Here is a 16,372-nt window from a genome sequence, read left to right as displayed (position 1 = left end):
CGGGATCTCCTTGTTTGGACCGGGGCTAGGGCCGGGCTGAGTCGATGGTGGTGATGAGCTGGTCCAGCCGCTCGTACGTGGGCGGTTCGACGACGTCCACCAGCTCGGCCGCCGCAGGCGCCCCGGTCTTGGCGACCAGGCCGGCGAACGCCTGAGGGTCGGTGGTGCGGAAGCCGTACGCGGCCGCCAGGCTCTGCAGCTCGGCGTCCTTCGTGAGCAACTGACCCACCCGGTCGCCCGGCTGGGTCAGCGGGACCAGCGTGTGCTTGCTGAGCACGGTCGGCGAGGGATAGATCAGCCGCATCTCGGGCTTGATCGCGCCGTCGCCGGCGAAGACGTGCGCCAGGTACTGCGCCTCGTAGACGACCAGCAGCGGCGTCTTGCCCGCGCCGAGCGCCAGGTAGTCGTCGAACGACGCCTCGCTGGTGGACTCGGAGAAGCCCTGGTCGAGCACGGCGGGGGCGATCATCGGGGCGATCTTGGCGATCTGGGCGTCGGAGGTGGGCACGTCCTCGCCGTTGGCGACATAGCCGATGGCCGACAGGTACATGGCGGCCGAGTTGGAGGTACGGATGTCGGTGGTAGTGAGGAGGACCCGCTTACGAGCCGGGTAAGCAGAATTGCCGGGAAGCTGATCCCAGCGAGTACCTTTGCCTATTAAATCCAGATATTTCCTAATATCGAGGATTTGGTAGCCTTTGCCGGAATCGCGGACCACGCCCGCCCCCGCCAGCAGCTTCGCGATCGGCTCGAACGTGGCCACCGCCATCGGCGAGTAGAACGGCGAATAGGTGGTGACCGCCTTGCGGTCGCGCTTGATCCGCTCGGCGGCGGGAACGCTGGAGGGGAAGGCGAAGGCGTAGCGGCTGAGGTCGACGTCGGTGACGATCTGCCGCGACCCCGCGGTGTCCACCTCGACCCGCAGCCCGTGCTTGGCGAAGGCCGCCTTGACCCGGGGGTCGTCGAAGAACGGCTTCTTCTCCGACCCGATGACCCCCCGCACCACCAGCGCCTCCGGGGCCTCGTCCGCCCGGTTCCCCAGGAGGATCGCCACGACCGCCACCCCGGCCAGAACCGCCGCCAGAATGACACCGATCCAGCGCTTCATCGCATCCTGTTTCTAGAAATAACCCCCATGGCTGGAATTATGGGATGGCGATTGCCGGGTCCGCGCGGTCGGAAAGGCGACCGTACGGCAGAATTCATCCCCCGTTCACGGTTGGGGCGCCGGCTGATCCACCGCGCCGGGGGCCTGCTCGGGCGGAGCGGGAACGGGACGGGGCGCGGCGCGCTGGGTGAGGGCGATGGCGGCGAGGATGACGACGGCGCCGACCGGCTGGTTCCAGCTGAGCCCCTCGCCCAGGATGGCCACCCCGGAGATCGCGGCGAAGACCGGCAGCAGGTAGGTGACCGTGGAGGTCGTGGTGACCCCGGCGCGGACCTGCACCCAGTAGAGCAGCAGGTACGCGAGCCCGGTGCCCAGCCCGCCGAGCCCGGCCAGGCTCCACCAGACCGCGGCGGGCGCGTGCGGGTCCACCAGCGGCACCCCGGCCAGCAGCGTGATCACGGCCAGCTGGACCGCGCCGCTGAGCAGCTGCCCGGCGGCCAGCACGACCGGCGGCTCGGGGCGCCGGCCGGTGATGAAGCGGCCCATGTAGGCGCCGCCGATCCCGTAGCAGGCCGCGGCGGCGAAGCAGGCCAGGCTGCCGCCGAGCTGCCCGCCGCCCATCGGCTGCCAGATCCCGAGCACGACCATGACGCCCGCGAAGCCGAGGCCGAGGCCCGCCACTCGGCCGGCGGTGGCCTTCTCGGTGCGCAGCAGCAGGGTGAAGGCGAGCGTGCAGAGCGGGGTGGTGGCGTTCCAGATGGCGGCGACCACGGAGGAGACGTACTGCTCGCCGTACGCGAAGAGGGTGAACGGCAGCGTGGTGAGCACGATCGAGGCGACCTGGAAGTGGCCCCACAGGCGCGGGTCGCGCGGCAGCCGCTTCCCGCCGAGCAGCACGGCCAGCAGGAGCACCAGCGCTCCGACGACCATCCGGCCGAAAGAGACCTGGAGCGGGTGGAGGGCCTCCACCGCGACCTTGATGAAGAAGAAGCTGTTGCCCCAGATGGCGGCGAGCAGCAGGAAACCGGGCAACCAAGGTTTGAGCACGGATGGAGCGTAGCGGTTGGTCCTGACGTAAAACCATTTGAACGAGTGAGTACTCGCTCATTAGGATTGCCCGCTATGAACAGGAGGAGACGAAGAGTGCCGGCCATGGCGCCGGAAGACCGCCGTGCCGCGCTCATCGCCGCCACGCTCCCGCTGCTGCGCGAGTACGGCGCAGCGGTGAGCACCCGTCAGATCGCCGAGGCCGCGGGCGTGGCCGAGGGCACGATCTTCGGCGTCTTCCCCGACAAGGCGTCGCTGCTGCGGGCGACGCTCATGGTCGCGTTCGACTCGCGGCCGGCGGCGCAGGCCCTGGCGGGCATCGGCACGCGGGCCGAGCTGCGCGCGCGGCTGAGCGAGGCGGTCGCGATGCTGCGGACGGGGATGAGGGCCAACATCAACCTCATGGCCGTGCCCAAGGAGCTGATGGCCGACGACGCCGAGTTCTTCAAGCAGATCATGGAGGGCCGGCGCCTGATCGTGGACGGGCTCGCCGCCCTGATCGAGCCCGACCGCGACCGGCTGCGCCGCTCGCCCGAGGCCACGGCGCAACTGCTGCTCGTGCTGATCGCGTCGAGCGAGCATCGCGGCTTCGGCCGGATCGGCGAGTTCGGCGACCTGGACGACGAGGAGATCGTCTCCGTTCTGCTCGACGGGCTGCTCGTGCGGCCCTCCCCCACTCCATCGACAGAAAGCGCCTCTTGATGCTGCTCCGTCTCCTGCGGGTCCAGCTCAGGCCGTACGGGAAAGAGATCACACTTGTGGTCCTCTTCCAGTTCGTGCAGACCCTGGCCACGCTCTATCTCCCCACCCTGAACGCCGACATCATCGACGACGGCGTCGTCAAGGGCGACACCGCAACCATCATGCGCATCGGGCTGGTGATGCTCGGTGTGACCCTCATCCAGATCGTCTGCTCGATCGTGGCCGTCTACTACGGCGCCCGGACCTCGATGGCCCTGGGCCGGGACCTGCGGGCCGCGATCTTCCGCCGGGTGCAGGACTTCTCCGCCCAGGAGGTCAACAGGTTCGGCGCCCCGTCCCTGATCACCCGGACCACCAACGACGTGCAGCAGATCCAGCTGCTCGTGCTGATGACGTTCACGATGATGGTGGCGGCGCCGATCATGTGCGTCGGCGGCATCGTGCTGGCGCTGCGCCAGGACGCGGCGCTGTCGTCGCTGCTGCTCGTCGTGCTGCCCGTGATGATCGTCATCGTGGGCGTGATCGTGGTGCTGATGCGCCCGCTCTTCCGCACGATGCAGGAGCGCATCGACCGGATCAACCAGGTGCTGCGCGAGCAGATCACCGGCATCCGGGTCATCAGGGCCTTCGTCCGCGACAAGCACGAGCGCGAGCGCTTCGGCGAGGCCAACGACCAGCTGACCGACGTGTCGCTGCGGGTCGGGCGGCTGATGGCGCTGATGTTCCCCTCCGTGATGCTGGTGGTGAACGTCTCCAGCGTCGCCGTGGTGTGGTTCGGCGGCCACCGCATCGCCGACGGGAGCATGCAGGTGGGCGCGCTGACCGCGGTCATCTCCTACCTGATGCAGATCCTCATGTCGGTGATGATGGCGATGTTCATGTTCATGATGATCCCGCGGGCGGAGGTCTGCGCCGAGCGCATCGAGGAGGTGCTCGACACCGAGCCGACCGTGCACCCGCCGAAGGCCCCCGTCACCCCGGACAGACATCTCGGCGAGCTGGAGCTGCGGTCGGTGGACTTCCGCTATCCGGGCGCCGAGGAGCCGGTGCTGTGCGGCGTGAGCTTCGAGGCGCGGCCCGGCCGTACCACCGCGATCATCGGCAGCACGGGCAGCGGCAAGACGACGCTGCTCAACCTCATCCCGCGCCTGTTCGACGCGAGCGCCGGCGAGGTGCTGGTCGACGGCGTCGACGTGCGCGAGCTCGACGGGGCCGCGCTCTCCCGGGCGGTCGGCCTGGTGCCGCAGTCGCCCTACCTCTTCTCCGGCACCGTCGCCTCCAACCTGAGGTACGGCAAGCCGGACGCGACCGACGAGGAGCTGTGGAAGGCCCTGGAGGTGGCCCAGGCCCGCGAGTTCGTCGAGGCGATGCCCGGCGGCCTCGACGAGCCGATCTCCCAGGGTGGCACGAACGTCTCCGGCGGCCAGCGCCAGCGCCTGGCCATCGCCAGGACCCTGGTGCACCGGCCCGAGATCTTCCTGTTCGACGACTCCTTCTCCGCCCTCGACTACGCCACCGACGCCCGGCTGCGCGCGGCGCTGGCCGAGGAGATCGCCGACGCCACGATCGTCATCGTGGCCCAGCGGGTGAACACCATCCGCGACGCCGACCGCATCCTCGTCCTCGACGACGGCCGCGTGGTCGGCAGCGGCACCCACGCCGAACTCATGACGACCTGCCCGACCTATCGGGAGATCGTGCTGTCCCAGCTCACCGAACAGGAGGCCGCGGCATGACGACTCAAGCGCCCGCGCGCCGGCCCCAGCCCGGTTTCGGGCCGGGCAGGATGATGTCCGGGCCCGCCGAGAAGGCCCTCGACTTCGGCGGCACGCTCCGCAGCCTGCTGCGGCTGCTGCGCCCCGAGCGCACGCTGCTGGCCGTCGTCCTGGCTCTCGGCACGGCCAGCGTCGCGCTGACCGTGACGGGCCCCAAGATCCTCGGCCACGCCACGGACCTGATCTTCGCCGGCATCATCGGGGCCCAGCTGCCCGCTGGGGCCACCAAGGAACAGGCCGTGGCGGGGCTGCGCGCCAGGGGCCAGGGCACGTTCGCCGACCTGGTCTCGTCGATGAACGTGGTGCCCGGCCAGGGCATCGACTTCACCGCGCTGGCCCAGGTGCTGGCCTGGGTGCTGGCGATCTACGTGCTGGCGGCGCTGCTCGGCATCGTGCAGTTCCGGCTGACCACGACCGTCGTGCAGCGGGCGGCGTTCCGGTTGCGCGAGCGGATCGAGGCCAAGCTGGCGCGGCTGCCGCTGAGCTACTTCGACGGCCAGCCGCGCGGCGAGATCCTCAGCCGCGCCACCAACGACACCGACAACATCGCCCAGACGCTGCAGCAGACGATGAGCCAGCTCATCTCCTCGGTGCTGACGGTCGTGGCGGTGCTCGTGGTGATGTTCTGGATCTCGCCCGTCCTGGCCCTCATCGCGCTGGTCAGCGTGCCGGTGTCGGTCTACGTCACCACCGTCATCGGCAAGCGCTCGCAGCCGCAGTTCATCAAGCAGTGGTCCTCGACGGGCAAGCTCAACGGCCACATCGAGGAGATGTACGGCGGCCACACGCTGGTCAAGGTGTTCGGCCGGCAGAAGGAGGCCGCCGAGATCTTCGAGCAGCACAACGACGCCCTGTTCACCTCCAGCTTCCGCGCCCAGTTCATCTCCGGGATCATCCAGCCGGCGATGATGTTCATCGGCAACCTCAACTACGTGCTGGTCGCCGTGGTGGGCGGGTTCAAGGTGGCCTCGGGCTCGATCTCGCTGGGCGACGTGCAGGCCTTCATCCAGTACTCGCGGCAGTTCAGCCAGCCGCTCACCCAGGTGGCCGGCATGGCGAACCTGGTGCAGTCGGGCGTCGCCTCGGCCGAGCGGGTCTTCGAGCTGCTGGAGGCTCCCGAGCAGTCGCCGGAGCCGGCCAAGCCGGAGCGGCCGGCGCAGGTCAGGGGCCGAGTGGCGTTCGAGAACGTGTCCTTCCGGTACACGCCGGACCGGCCGCTGATCGAGAACCTGTCGCTGACCGTGGAGCCCGGCCAGACCGTCGCCATCGTCGGCCCCACGGGAGCGGGCAAGACGACGCTGGTCAACCTCATCATGCGCTTCTACGAGGTGACCGGCGGCCGCATCACGCTCGACGGCGTCGACGTCGCCGAGATGTCCAGGGAGGAGCTGCGCGCCAACATCGGCATGGTGCTGCAGGACACCTGGCTGTTCGGCGGCACGATGGCGGAGAACATCGGCTACGGGGCGGAAGGCGCCACCCGCGAGCGAATCGAGGCCGCCGCGGAAGCCGCCCACGTGGACCGCATCGCGCACACGCTGCCCGACGGCTACGACACGGTGATCGACGAGGAGGGCGGGACGGTCAGCGCGGGCGAGAAGCAGCTGATCACGATCGCCCGGGCGTTCCTGTCCGAGCCGGCGATCCTGATCCTGGACGAGGCCACCAGCTCGGTCGACACCCGCACCGAGGTGCTCATCCAGCGGGCGATGAGCTCGCTGCGCGAGGGGCGCACCAGCTTCGTGATCGCCCACCGGCTGTCCACGATCCGCGACGCCAGCCTGATCCTCGTCATGGAGGACGGCCGGATCGTGGAGCAGGGCACGCACGAGTCGCTGCTGGCCGAGGGCGGGGCCTACGCCCGCCTGTACTCGGCCCAGTTCGCCGAGGCCGTCGTGGAGGTGGACTAGAGCATTCCCCGGCGGCTCGCGGTCCGTACATCGATCCACCCGCCGTGGTCCCTGTGACGGCGGTGGGACATCCTGTCATCTCGTGAGGGAGAACATGGACGGTGTCACGGCAGCGCCGGAGACGATGCTCGACCTTCTGGAGCGCCGGGCGGCCGGCGCTCCAGAAGCGGAGCTCGTGCGGTTCGAGGGCGGCGCCTCGCTGCGGGTCGGCGAGTGCCTGGAGCGGGCGACCGCCGTCGCGGGCGGGCTCGCCGGCCTGGTGACGGGCGGCGACCGGGTCCTCACGTGCCTGCCTCCGGGGCCGCGGCTGGTCGAGGTGATGTTCGCCCTGGCCAGGCTCGGCGCCGTGGAGGTGCCGCTGGCCCTGGACGTACGGCTCGACGCGGCGCGGCGGCTGGCCGGGGCCGCCGGGGCGCGCGTGCTCATCGCCGGCACGGACGCCGTGCGCGCCAACCCCGGCCTGGTCGAGCTGGCCGGGGAGATGGACCGCGTGGTGCTCGTGACCGGGCGGGAGGCGGCCGAGCTGCCGGGCTCGGCCGATCTGGACGACCTGCTCGCCGCGCCGCACCGCCTTCCGGCGCGGCGTCCGGGACCGGCGGACCCCGCCGTCGTCATGGCCACCTCGGGGACCACGGGCCGGTCCAAGGGAGCGCTGCTGCCGCACTTCGCCGGGGTCCGGCACGCCCGGCGGGTGGCCCGCACCATGGGCTACGAGGCGGGGGACGTGCTGTTCAACGTCTTCCCCTGGAACCACATCAACGTCCGGCACGCGGGCCTGCTGCCCGCGCTGATCTCCGGCGCCACGCTGGTGGCCCACCAGCGCTTCTCCGCCTCCCGGTTCTGGGAGATCTGCCGGCGGGAGGGGGTCACCGCGTTCAACTTCATGGGCGCCGTGGCGGCCATCCTGGAACGGGCGCCCGCCACCGGCTCCGACACCCTTCACGAGGTCCGCCGCGCCTACGGGGGACCGGCGCCGGAGGGCCTGTCGAGGCGGTTCCTGGAGCGGTTCGGCGTGCTGCTGCTGGAGGCGTACGCGTGCACCGAGCTCGGCGACGTGGCGGCGAGCACGGCCGGCACCCGGCGGCCGGGCGCGGCCGGGCGGCCCGTCCCGGAGTACGAGGTGGTGATCAGGGACGACGGCGGCCAGCCGGTGCCGGCGGGCCGGATCGGGCAGATCACCGTCCGGCCCCGAGCGGAGTCGATGATCTTCAGCGGGTACGCGGGCGACCCCGCCGCCACCGGGAAGGCCCTGCGTGACGGCTGGTTCGTGACCGGGGACCGCGGCCGGCTCGACGACGACGGCTTCCTCCATTTCGCCGGCCGCCGCGCCGACGTCATCAGGCGGCGCGGCGAGAACATCCCGACCTGGGACGTGGAGCAGGCGGTGGCCGCGATGCCGGGAGTGCTCGACGTGGCCGCGGTGGGCGTGCCGTCGGAGCTGACCGAGGAGGAGGTGCTGGTGGCGGTGACCGCGGCGCCCGGGGCCACGCTCAGCCCGCCGCAGGTGCACGCCTGGTGCCTGGACCGGCTCCCGCGCCACGCCGTCCCCCGGTACGTGCGCGTGCTCGACGCCCTGCCGAGGAACGCCTCGACGAAGGTGGTCAAGGGCGACCTGCGCGACCAGGGGGTGCCGCCGGACGCGTGGGACGCCCGTACGGCCTGATCGCGCGGACCGCTGGACAGACCGGCAGGGTCGCGCCCCGGCGATCGCGCGCTCTAGCGTCGAGCCTCCGGCACACACGGGAGGAGACGAGGTTGCGGGTTCTCGACCTCACCGACGATCTGGCCTTCAACGGGGCGAGGCTGCTGGTCGGCCTCGGCGCCGACGTCGTACGCGTGGAGCGTCCGCGGAGCCCGGGGCTGTCGCGGGCGGAGGCTCTGCACTGGCATGCGGGAAAGCGGGTCGTGAGCGCGCCGGTGAGCCCCGCCGCGCTCGACCGGCTCGCCGAGCAGGCGGACGTGATCATGGAGAGTGGCCCGTTCGGCGAGCTCCGCGGCGTCCGTACGGACTCCGGCACGGTCACGTCGCGCTGGCCGAGGGCCGTCCACGTCGTGGTCACGCCGTTCGGCACGTCGGGTCCCCGGCGTGACTGGCGCGCCGACGATCTCGTGGCCGCGGCCGCCGGCGGCATGGCCTGGCTGGGCGGGAAGCCCGGCGGCCCGCCCAAGCCCCCTCCCCGCGAGCAGGCCACGCAGCTCGCAGGGGCGCACGCGGCCATCGCCGCGCTGCTCGGCCTCATCGCCCGCGATCGCATCGGGCAGGGCCAGCTCATCGACGTCTCCGCGCAGGAGGCGGTGGCCGCCACGCTCGAGACCGGCGCCATCGCCTGGATCCACGCGGGACGGTACCCGTCCCGCACCGGCGGCGTGTACGAACACGTGGCCCACCGGGTCTTCCGCGCCGCCGACGGCCACGTCGCGGGCGGATACTCCGGCAGCGACCGGATGTGGACCGACCTGCTCGCCTGGATGGCGGAATCCGGCGAGGCGGAGGACCTGACGGAGGAGAAGTGGTCCGACCCCGTCTTCCGCTGGCGGGGGCGCGAGCACGTGGACGAGGTCGTGGCCAGGTTTGTCGCCGGGCGCTCCGCCGCCTCCCTCGCCGAGCAGGGGCGGGCCCGGGCGCTGCCGTGGGCGGAGGTCTCCACGGCCACGAGCCTGACCGGCAACCCGCAGCTCGCCGAGCGCGGGTTCTTCGCCCGCGTCCTGGGCGCGGGCCTGCCCGAGGGCGGCGTCACGGACGTCGGGTTCCCCTTCGCGGCCCTGCCCCGCCCGGTGCGCCTCACCGAGCCGCGACCCGCCGCCGCCGAGGCGCCCTGGCGGAGCGAACGCCCACGGGGCCGCCGTGACGGCGTCCGCGGGCCCGGCGCGCGCCCGCTCGAAGGGATCCGCGTCCTGGACCTGACCTGGGTGCTGGCCGGCCCGTACGCCACCAAGACGCTGGCCGAGCACGGCGCGGACATCATCAAGATCGAATCGCGGCACCGGCGCGACCCCACGCGCTTCGCCCCGTCCATGCGGCTGCGTCCCGATGCCGGGATCGACGACGGCGGCTACTTCGTCAACTTCAATCGCGGCAAGCGCAGCGTCGCCCTCAACCTGCGTACCGAGCCTGGCCTCGAGGTGCTGCGGCGCCTGGCCGCCGAGTGCGACGTGGTCATCGAGAACTTCAGCCCCGGCGTCCTGGCCAGATGGGGGCTGTCCTACGACCGGCTGGCGGAGCTGCGGCCCGGCGTCATCCTGGTGTCGATGGCCGGGGTCGGCCAGAGCGGCCCCTGGCGGAGCGCGGTGACCTTCGCCGACACGCTCGCCGCCATGTCCGGCCTCACCAGCGAGACCGCCGATCCCGGCGAGGCGCCGGAGGGGCTGACGTTCGGGCTGGGCGACATGGTGGCGGCCAACTCGGCCGTGCTCGCCGTCCTGGACCTGGTCGCGGCCGGGCGCGGCGGACACGTGGACCTCTCCCAGCTGGAGGCGATGGCCGCGTCGATGGGACCGGCCGTCCTGGAGGCGGAGCTCGGCGAACACCGCACCTGCCCACCACCCGGGACCCGGCCCAACCGGCACCCGCGCATGGTCCCGCACGGCGTCTATCCGGTCAGGGGCGACGACCGCTGGATCGCGCTGGCCGTACAGGGCGACGAGGAGTGGCGGCGGCTGGCCGCGCACGCCGGGCTGCCGCAGCCGGCCTCGGCGGACCTGGAGGAGCGGCGCCGCCACGAGGACGAGATCGACGCCGCGCTCGCGGCCTGGTGCGCGGAGCGCGACGGCGAGGCGCTGGCGGCCGAGCTGCAGGGGCTCGGCGTCGCCGCCGCCGTCGTCGCGACCGGCCGGGACCTGGTGGAGGCGGACGAGCACCTGGCCGCGCGCGGCTTCTACCCGGTGCTGGAGCACCCGCTCATCGGCCCGGTGCGGCACGAGGGAATCGTGGTGCGCATGTCCGGCACCCCCGGGGCGCTGACGGCGCCCGCGCCGCTGCTGGGCGAGCACACCGACCGCGTGCTGAAGGACCTGCTCGATCTGGACGACGAAGAGCTCGCCCGGCTGCGTGACGCCGGCGCACTGGAATAGGAGCGCAGATGACGAAATATCTGGATGTGCGGAGGGACGGGGGGACGGCGACGATCGTCATCGACCGGCCGCCCGCCAACGCCGTCGACCCGGCGTTGATCGAGGAGTTCCTGGAGGTGATCCCCCCGCTGGCCGAGGACACCTCGGTCCGCTGCCTGATCATCCGCGGGACCGGCCGCTTCTTCGTCGCGGGCGCCGACATCGCCGTGATGCGCGACCTGTCCGTGGCCAACCACGTCAAGATGCGCCGCTGGGTCGAGGTGCAGCGCCTGCTCGAACGCGCGCCCAAGCCGGTGATCGCGGCGATGAACGGCCACGCGCTGGGCGGCGGGGCCGAGCTGTCGCTCGCCTGCGACCTGCGCATCCTGGCCTCCTCGGCGACCATCGGCTTCCCCGAGACGAGCCTGGGCCTCTTCCCCGGAGCGGGCGGCAGCCAGCGGCTGCCGCGCCTGCTCGGCCCGCATCGCGCCAAGCGCCTGATGATCGGCGGTGCCCGCCTGTCCGCCGCCGAGGCCCTCGGCCTGGGGCTGGTGGACGTGGTGGCGGACGACGACGACTTCGACCGCGTGGTGGCCGGGCACGCCGAGGACCTGGCGGCCCGGCCGACCACGACGATCGGCCTGCTCAAGCGCGTCGTGGAGGCCGGGTACGACCTGCCTCTCGACGACGCGCTGGAGCTGGAGTGGCAGGCGGTCCTGGAGCTGATCCACACCCAGGACGCCGCGGAGGGCCTCCAGGCGTTCCTGGACAAGCGCCCTCCGCGGTTCACCGGCCGCTGATCAGGCGCCGTAGCCGGTCACCAGTGCGGTGTCGGCGTTGAGGTCGCCGACCTTGCGGGCGCCTCCCGGGGTGCCGAGTGGCGCGTCGCGGCCGGGCAGCACCTCGGCGAAGAACGCCTTGGCGTCGTCGAGGAAGAGCGTGCGCGTCTCGTCGCCCCGGGCGGCGCGGTCGACGAAGATCGCGTCCACCGGGCACTCCGGCTCGCACGCCCCGCAGTCGATGCACTCGGCGGGGTTGATGTAGCTCTTGCGGTCGCCGACGTAGATGCAGTCGACGGGACACACGTCCACGCACGCCCGGTCGTTGACGTCGACGCACGCGGGGCCGATGACGTAGCTCATGAATCTCTCCTGTGGTCAGACGCTTTCCGTGGAGTGCCCCGGGAAGAGGGACAGCTCGGGGTCCAGTTCGACGGCGGCGTTGTTCACCGCGGTGGCGACCTCGCCGAAGCCCACCGACATGAGGCGGACCTTGCCGTCGTACTCGGCGAGGTCGCCGGCCGCGTACACCCGGGGCAGGCCCGTACGCATGCGCTGGTCGACCAGGACGGACCTGCCGCGCAGCGACAGCCCCCAGCCGGCGAGCGGGCCGAGATCGCTGATGAACCCCAGCGCGGCGATGACCGAGTCGGCGGGCACCGTCCTGTCGGCCTCGCCGCGCGTGCGCAGGTGCGCCCGCTCGACCCGCTCCGCGCCGGACAGGCCGACGACCTGGCTGTCGACGACGATGCGGACCCCCGCCGCGCGGGCGGCCGCGACGCCGCCGGCGTGCGCGCGGAACGCGGCCCGGCGGTGCACCAGCGTGACCGACCTGGCCAGCGGCGCCAGGGCCAGCGACCAGTCGACCGCGCTGTCCCCGCCGCCCACGACCACGACGTGGTGGCCGGCGTGCGCGGACGGGTCCGGCACGAAGTACATCAGCCCCCGGCCGAGCCATTCCTCGCCGGCCGGCAGCGGACGCGGGGTGAACGTCCCGATGCCCGAGGTGAGCACGACGGCCCCGGCGCGGACCGCCGTGCCGTCGGACAGCACCACGACCGGCCTCGGGTCCGCGTCGCGGCGCAGCTCGACCGCCTGCCGCCCGAGCAGGTGGACCGGCTCGTACGCGGCCGCCTGGGCCGAGAGCGCCGCCACCAGCGAGCGCCCGAGGACGCCGGGGACGCCGGCCACGTCCCGGATCTCCTTCTCCGGGTACAGGGCCGAGATCTGCCCGCCGACCTGGGGCAGCGCGTCGACGAGTACGGTGCGCAGACCGCGGAACCCGGCGCAGTAGGCGCCGTAGAGCCCGGTCGGCCCCGCTCCGATGATCGCGATATCGGTTTCGATCTCCAACGTCGCTCTCCTTTCCGGCCACGGAAGCTACACAGGGCCCGGGCGCCTGCCCGCGGGTCGCGGCCCGCTGACCGGAACACGGCTCGCTCAGCGGGACACGGTCCGCTGGGCGGGATGCCGCACTGGGCCGCTCGGCCCCGCGGGTGGTGAACTGCGTGTCGCGGCGCATCGGGAGCCGCGGACAAGCCATGGAAGCGGAGGCGAGAATGAGTGCGGAGGCGGGTACGCCGGCTGCGATCGGGGGAGACGCCAGGCGCCGGCCATCGCGGCGGGGCCGCCTGCCGGGCCGGCAGGACTGGTCGAGCTGGCCCCATTACCAGGCGGCGGCCAGCGGGTTCCGCGGCTACTGGTATCCGGTGGCGTTCTCCTCGCACATCACCGGGAAGCCGAAGGCGATCACCCTGCTCGGCGAGCGCATCGTCGTCATCAGGGACGACGGGAAGGTCTACGCGCTCAAGGACCGCTGCCCGCACCGGGGCGTGCCGCTGAGCTACGGCAACCAGCAGTTCCCCGGCACGATCTCCTGCCCGTACCACGGCTGGACGTTCGACCTGGAGACCGGCGCGCTCAAGGCGGTGATCACCGACGGGCCGCAGTCGCCGATCTGCGGGAAGGTGACCCAGCCCACCTACGAGGTCGAGGAGCGCCTCGGCATGGTGTGGATCTTCGTGGGGGACGGCGAGGACGCCCCGCCCATCGACGACCAGCTCCCCGAGGAACTGCGCGACAACCCCGCCGTGATCGGCGCGCGCATCCAGTCTCGCGTGGGCAACTGGCGCTTCGCCTGCGAGAACGGCTACGACGAAGGACACGCGAAATACCTGCACCGCACCGCGCTGTGGCGGCTGTTCAAGGCCATGCCGGTGTGGAACGAGACCCGGATCGTCCGCCGCGGCCGGTGGATCTACCGGGTGCAGGACGCCCAGCACTGGGACGCCGACTTCCCCGGCCTGGGCAAATGGAGCAACCAGGCGTGGTTCAAGCTCAAGCCGCCGAAGCAGGTCGCCAACATCGGCAACACGGGCAGCCACCGCAAGGTGAACCCGGCCATCGCCGCCGAGGAGTTCCCCGGGTTCGCCTCGGTCAGCATGCCGGGGGTCCTGCGCATCGTCTACCCGACCTTCATCCACTACGAGTTCTACGTGCCGGTCGACGCGGACAACCACCTCTACGTCGGCGTGATGGCCAACTTCGAGAAGGGCATCAGGACGCTGCCCTTCTACGCCAAATACCTCGGCGCCGTCCGCTGGCTCTTCCACGGCCAGTTCTCCGGCCAGGACAAGTGGATGGTCGAGGTGACCGACGCGCCGCCGGAGCGGCTCTACCGTCCCGACGACTCGCTCCTGCAGTGGCGCAAGCTGGCCGAGGAGATCACGGAGGAGCGCGCCGAACGCCTCAAGATCTCCGGGGACCTCGGCTGATGGGCCGGATCGTCCTGGGCGTGGGCGCGTCCCACTCGACGCTCATGAACACCCACTGGGACCAGGTCGAGCACAAGGACCGCGCGGAACGCTTCCGCGACGCGCTCGGCACGGCCCGCGACGCCCTCGCCGCGGCCCGTCCCGACGTGGCGGTCATCATCGGGTCGAACCACTTCCGCGGCTTCTGGCTGGACCTGATCCCCGCTTTCACCGTCGGCGTGGACGAGGTCATCGCGTCCGGCGAGTCCGGCACGCCGTCGGGCCCGCAGCGCACCCGCCCCGACCTCGCCCAGAGCATCGCGGAGTCCCTGGTGGCGGCGGGCACCGAGGTGGCGATCTCGGCGAAGCTGCAGATCGACCACGGCCAGAGCCACGCCGTCCAGTACCTGCTGCGCGACCTCGACGTGCCCGTGATCCCGCTGGTGGTGAACGTGTTCGCCACGCCGCTGCCCCTGATGCGGCGCTGCGTCGAGCTGGGGCGCAACCTCGCCGCCGCGGTGGAGTCGCTGCCCGATGGACTGCGGGTGGCGGTCATCGCCTCGGGCGGGCTCTCGCACCGGCTGCCGTGGCCGAGCCGCTGGCAGGACCCGCACGGGCCGGACGAGGAGTTCCTGGTGGAGGCCTGGCGGGAGGGCCGGGGCGACTGGGAGCGCTACGACGCGCGCCGCCGGCAGATCATCACCGCCGCACGGCCGGTCATCTTCCCCGAGTTCGACGAGGAGTTCCTGGCCGCGCTGGAGCGGGGCGAGCTGGAGCGTTACGCCGGCCTGTCCACGGCGGAGATCGAGGAGGCGGCCGGCAACGGCGGCCAGGAGCTGCGGTCGTGGCTGGCCATGGCGGCGGCGCTGGGCTTCGCGCCCGGGCGGAGGCTGGCGTACGAGCCGATGCCGGAGTGGCTGACCGGCATGGGAGTCGCCGTCATCGAGCCGGCGTCATGACCCGCGACGAGCTGGTGCGCAAGGCCCTCGCGTCGATCACCGAGGACCGCCTGCGCGCGGCGGCGGTCGACGTCACCTCCATCGCCAGCCCCACGGGCGGCGAGGCGCCGCTGGCCCGGTGGCTGGCCGGCCGGCTCGCCGCCGCGGGCCTGGAGGCGCACGCGCAGCGCATCGACGACGGCCAGGCCAACGCGGTCGGCCGGCTGAGGGGCGACGGCACGGGCGCCGACCTCATGCTGTACGCCCCGATCGACACCCTGACCACCGGCGACCCGGACCTGGACGTGCCCTGGATCGGCCCGGAGCTGCGCCCCGACATGCGGGCCGAGGCCCGCTGCGAGGGCCCCTACGTCAGCGGACTCGGCGCGAGCAACCCCAAGGGTCACGCCGCGTGCGTCCTGGTCGTGGGCGAGGCACTGGCCGCCCTGCGCCCGCAGCTCGCCGGGGACCTGCTGGTGGCCTTCGGGGCCGGCGGCATGCCCACCAACGCCATCGCCCCGGACGGCCGGGCGAACACGGGCCACGGGGTCGGCTGCTCGTTCCTGCTCGAACGCGGCTGGCAGCCCGACCACGCGGTGATCGCCAAGCCGGGGGACTTCGTCGCGCACGACGAGGTCGGCCTGTGCTGGTTCGAGATCGTCGTCCCGGGGACCCACACGTACGCGGGGAGCCGGCACCGCCTGCCGTACCGGAACCCGATCGTGACCGCCGCCGAGGTCGTGACGCGGCTGGAACGGTGGCTGGCGGACTACCCCGAGCGGCATCGCACCGCGACCGCCGCCCCCCAGGGGATCGTCGGGTCGATCGCGGGCGGCTGGGAGCGCATGCTCGCGGTCACCCCCGCGGCCTGCCGCATCCGCCTCGACCTGCGCATCGCGCCCGGCACGACGCCGCTGGAGGCCAAGCGGGAGCTGGCGGCGTACCTCGGGCAGGTGTCGGCGGAGCTGGGCACGGAGCTCGCGGTCGAGATGGTGCTGGCCGTCCCGGGCACGCGCACGCCGCCGGAGAGCTGGGTGGTGCGCAGCGCCGTACGCGCCTGGGAGAGCGTGAACGCGCGCCCGCACGAGCCGATCGACGGCAACAGCGGCGCCACCGACGCCAACATCCTGCGGGCGCGCGGGATCCCGACGGCCCGCGTGGGCATGCCGAAGGCCGTATCCGATGACTTCGCCCTCGGCATGAACACCGTCGACGTCAGGGCCATGCGCCGCCTGTGCGAGGTGCTCCTGCGGGTGGCGGCCGACACCGTCACGCGCACGCGCGCCGAGATCGACGAGACCAACGACTGA

At 72.3% G+C, this 16,372-nt stretch carries 13 protein-coding genes; 9 read left to right on the top strand and 4 right to left on the bottom strand.

Annotation, left to right across the window (positions count from 1 at the left end; genetic code table 11):
- Positions 1–25: 25 nt before the first annotated feature.
- Both ACIHFD_RS09795 and ACIHFD_RS09790 read right to left on the bottom strand, forming a co-directional pair.
- The gene (locus ACIHFD_RS09795) at positions 26–1,108 is read right to left on the bottom strand and encodes a hypothetical protein (RefSeq protein ID WP_397366397.1); all 1,083 of its coding nucleotides are present in this window, start codon (positions 1,106–1,108) and stop codon (positions 26–28) included.
- A 105-nt stretch (positions 1,109–1,213) separates the two neighbouring features.
- Positions 1,214–2,155: a DMT family transporter gene (locus ACIHFD_RS09790; protein WP_397366396.1), complete on the bottom strand. Its 942-nt coding sequence runs from the start codon at positions 2,153–2,155 to the stop codon at positions 1,214–1,216.
- Positions 2,156–2,260: 105 nt separating this feature from the next.
- On the opposite strand from ACIHFD_RS09790, the gene ACIHFD_RS09785 reads away from it, so the two are divergent.
- The 6 genes from ACIHFD_RS09785 (at position 2,261) to ACIHFD_RS09760 (ending at position 11,392) form a co-directional block, all read left to right on the top strand.
- Entirely contained in the window at positions 2,261–2,857 is a 597-nt protein-coding gene (locus ACIHFD_RS09785) for a TetR/AcrR family transcriptional regulator (RefSeq protein WP_397366395.1), read from the top strand.
- Complete coding sequence (locus ACIHFD_RS09780) at positions 2,857–4,593, top strand: ABC transporter ATP-binding protein (RefSeq protein WP_397366394.1); 1,737 nt, start codon at positions 2,857–2,859, stop codon at positions 4,591–4,593. Before ACIHFD_RS09785 ends, ACIHFD_RS09780 begins: the two co-directional genes overlap by 1 nt.
- Positions 4,590–6,542, top strand: a complete 1,953-nt coding sequence (locus ACIHFD_RS09775) for an ABC transporter ATP-binding protein (protein ID WP_397366393.1) — start codon at positions 4,590–4,592, stop codon at positions 6,540–6,542. The genes ACIHFD_RS09780 and ACIHFD_RS09775 overlap by 4 nt, the downstream gene beginning before the upstream one ends.
- An 82-nt stretch (positions 6,543–6,624) precedes the next feature.
- Positions 6,625–8,205 (top strand): AMP-binding protein, encoded by a 1,581-nt coding sequence (locus ACIHFD_RS09770; protein WP_397366392.1) that lies wholly within the window; start codon positions 6,625–6,627, stop codon positions 8,203–8,205.
- Between the two features lie 92 nt (positions 8,206–8,297).
- Positions 8,298–10,613 carry a CoA transferase gene (locus tag ACIHFD_RS09765; RefSeq protein ID WP_397366391.1) on the top strand — a complete coding sequence of 772 codons (2,316 nt, stop codon included), beginning with the start codon at positions 8,298–8,300 and terminating at the stop codon, positions 10,611–10,613.
- An 8-nt stretch (positions 10,614–10,621) separates the two neighbouring features.
- Complete coding sequence (locus ACIHFD_RS09760; RefSeq protein WP_397366390.1) at positions 10,622–11,392, top strand: enoyl-CoA hydratase/isomerase family protein; 771 nt, start codon at positions 10,622–10,624, stop codon at positions 11,390–11,392.
- Here ACIHFD_RS09760 and ACIHFD_RS09755 read toward each other — a convergent pair whose 3' ends face one another.
- Together ACIHFD_RS09755 and ACIHFD_RS09750 are read right to left on the bottom strand one after the other, a co-directional pair.
- Positions 11,393–11,734 carry an indolepyruvate ferredoxin oxidoreductase subunit alpha gene (locus ACIHFD_RS09755; protein WP_397366389.1) on the bottom strand — a complete coding sequence of 114 codons (342 nt, stop codon included), beginning with the start codon at positions 11,732–11,734 and terminating at the stop codon, positions 11,393–11,395. It abuts the gene before it with no gap.
- Between the two features lie 15 nt (positions 11,735–11,749).
- Positions 11,750–12,724: an NAD(P)/FAD-dependent oxidoreductase gene (locus tag ACIHFD_RS09750; protein ID WP_397366388.1), complete on the bottom strand. Its 975-nt coding sequence runs from the start codon at positions 12,722–12,724 to the stop codon at positions 11,750–11,752.
- Positions 12,725–12,930: 206 nt separating this feature from the next.
- Between ACIHFD_RS09750 and ACIHFD_RS09745 the strand changes: the two genes are divergently transcribed.
- Genes ACIHFD_RS09745 through ACIHFD_RS09735 form a run of 3 tightly spaced genes read left to right on the top strand, consistent with a single transcriptional unit; the run spans position 12,931 to position 16,372 of the window.
- On the top strand, positions 12,931–14,145 hold the full coding sequence (locus tag ACIHFD_RS09745) for a Rieske 2Fe-2S domain-containing protein (protein WP_397366387.1): 1,215 nt from the start codon (positions 12,931–12,933) through the stop codon (positions 14,143–14,145).
- On the top strand, positions 14,145–15,083 hold the full coding sequence (locus ACIHFD_RS09740; protein ID WP_397366386.1) for a hypothetical protein: 939 nt from the start codon (positions 14,145–14,147) through the stop codon (positions 15,081–15,083). The genes ACIHFD_RS09745 and ACIHFD_RS09740 overlap by 1 nt, the downstream gene beginning before the upstream one ends.
- The gene (locus ACIHFD_RS09735; protein WP_397366385.1) at positions 15,080–16,372 is read left to right on the top strand and encodes a M20 family metallopeptidase; all 1,293 of its coding nucleotides are present in this window, start codon (positions 15,080–15,082) and stop codon (positions 16,370–16,372) included. The genes ACIHFD_RS09740 and ACIHFD_RS09735 overlap by 4 nt, the downstream gene beginning before the upstream one ends.

The sequence above is a fragment of the Nonomuraea sp. NPDC051941 genome (assembly GCF_044593615.1).
The sequence above is the reverse complement of the archived record's forward strand: the minus strand, read 5'-3'. Positions and strand labels throughout refer to the sequence as shown.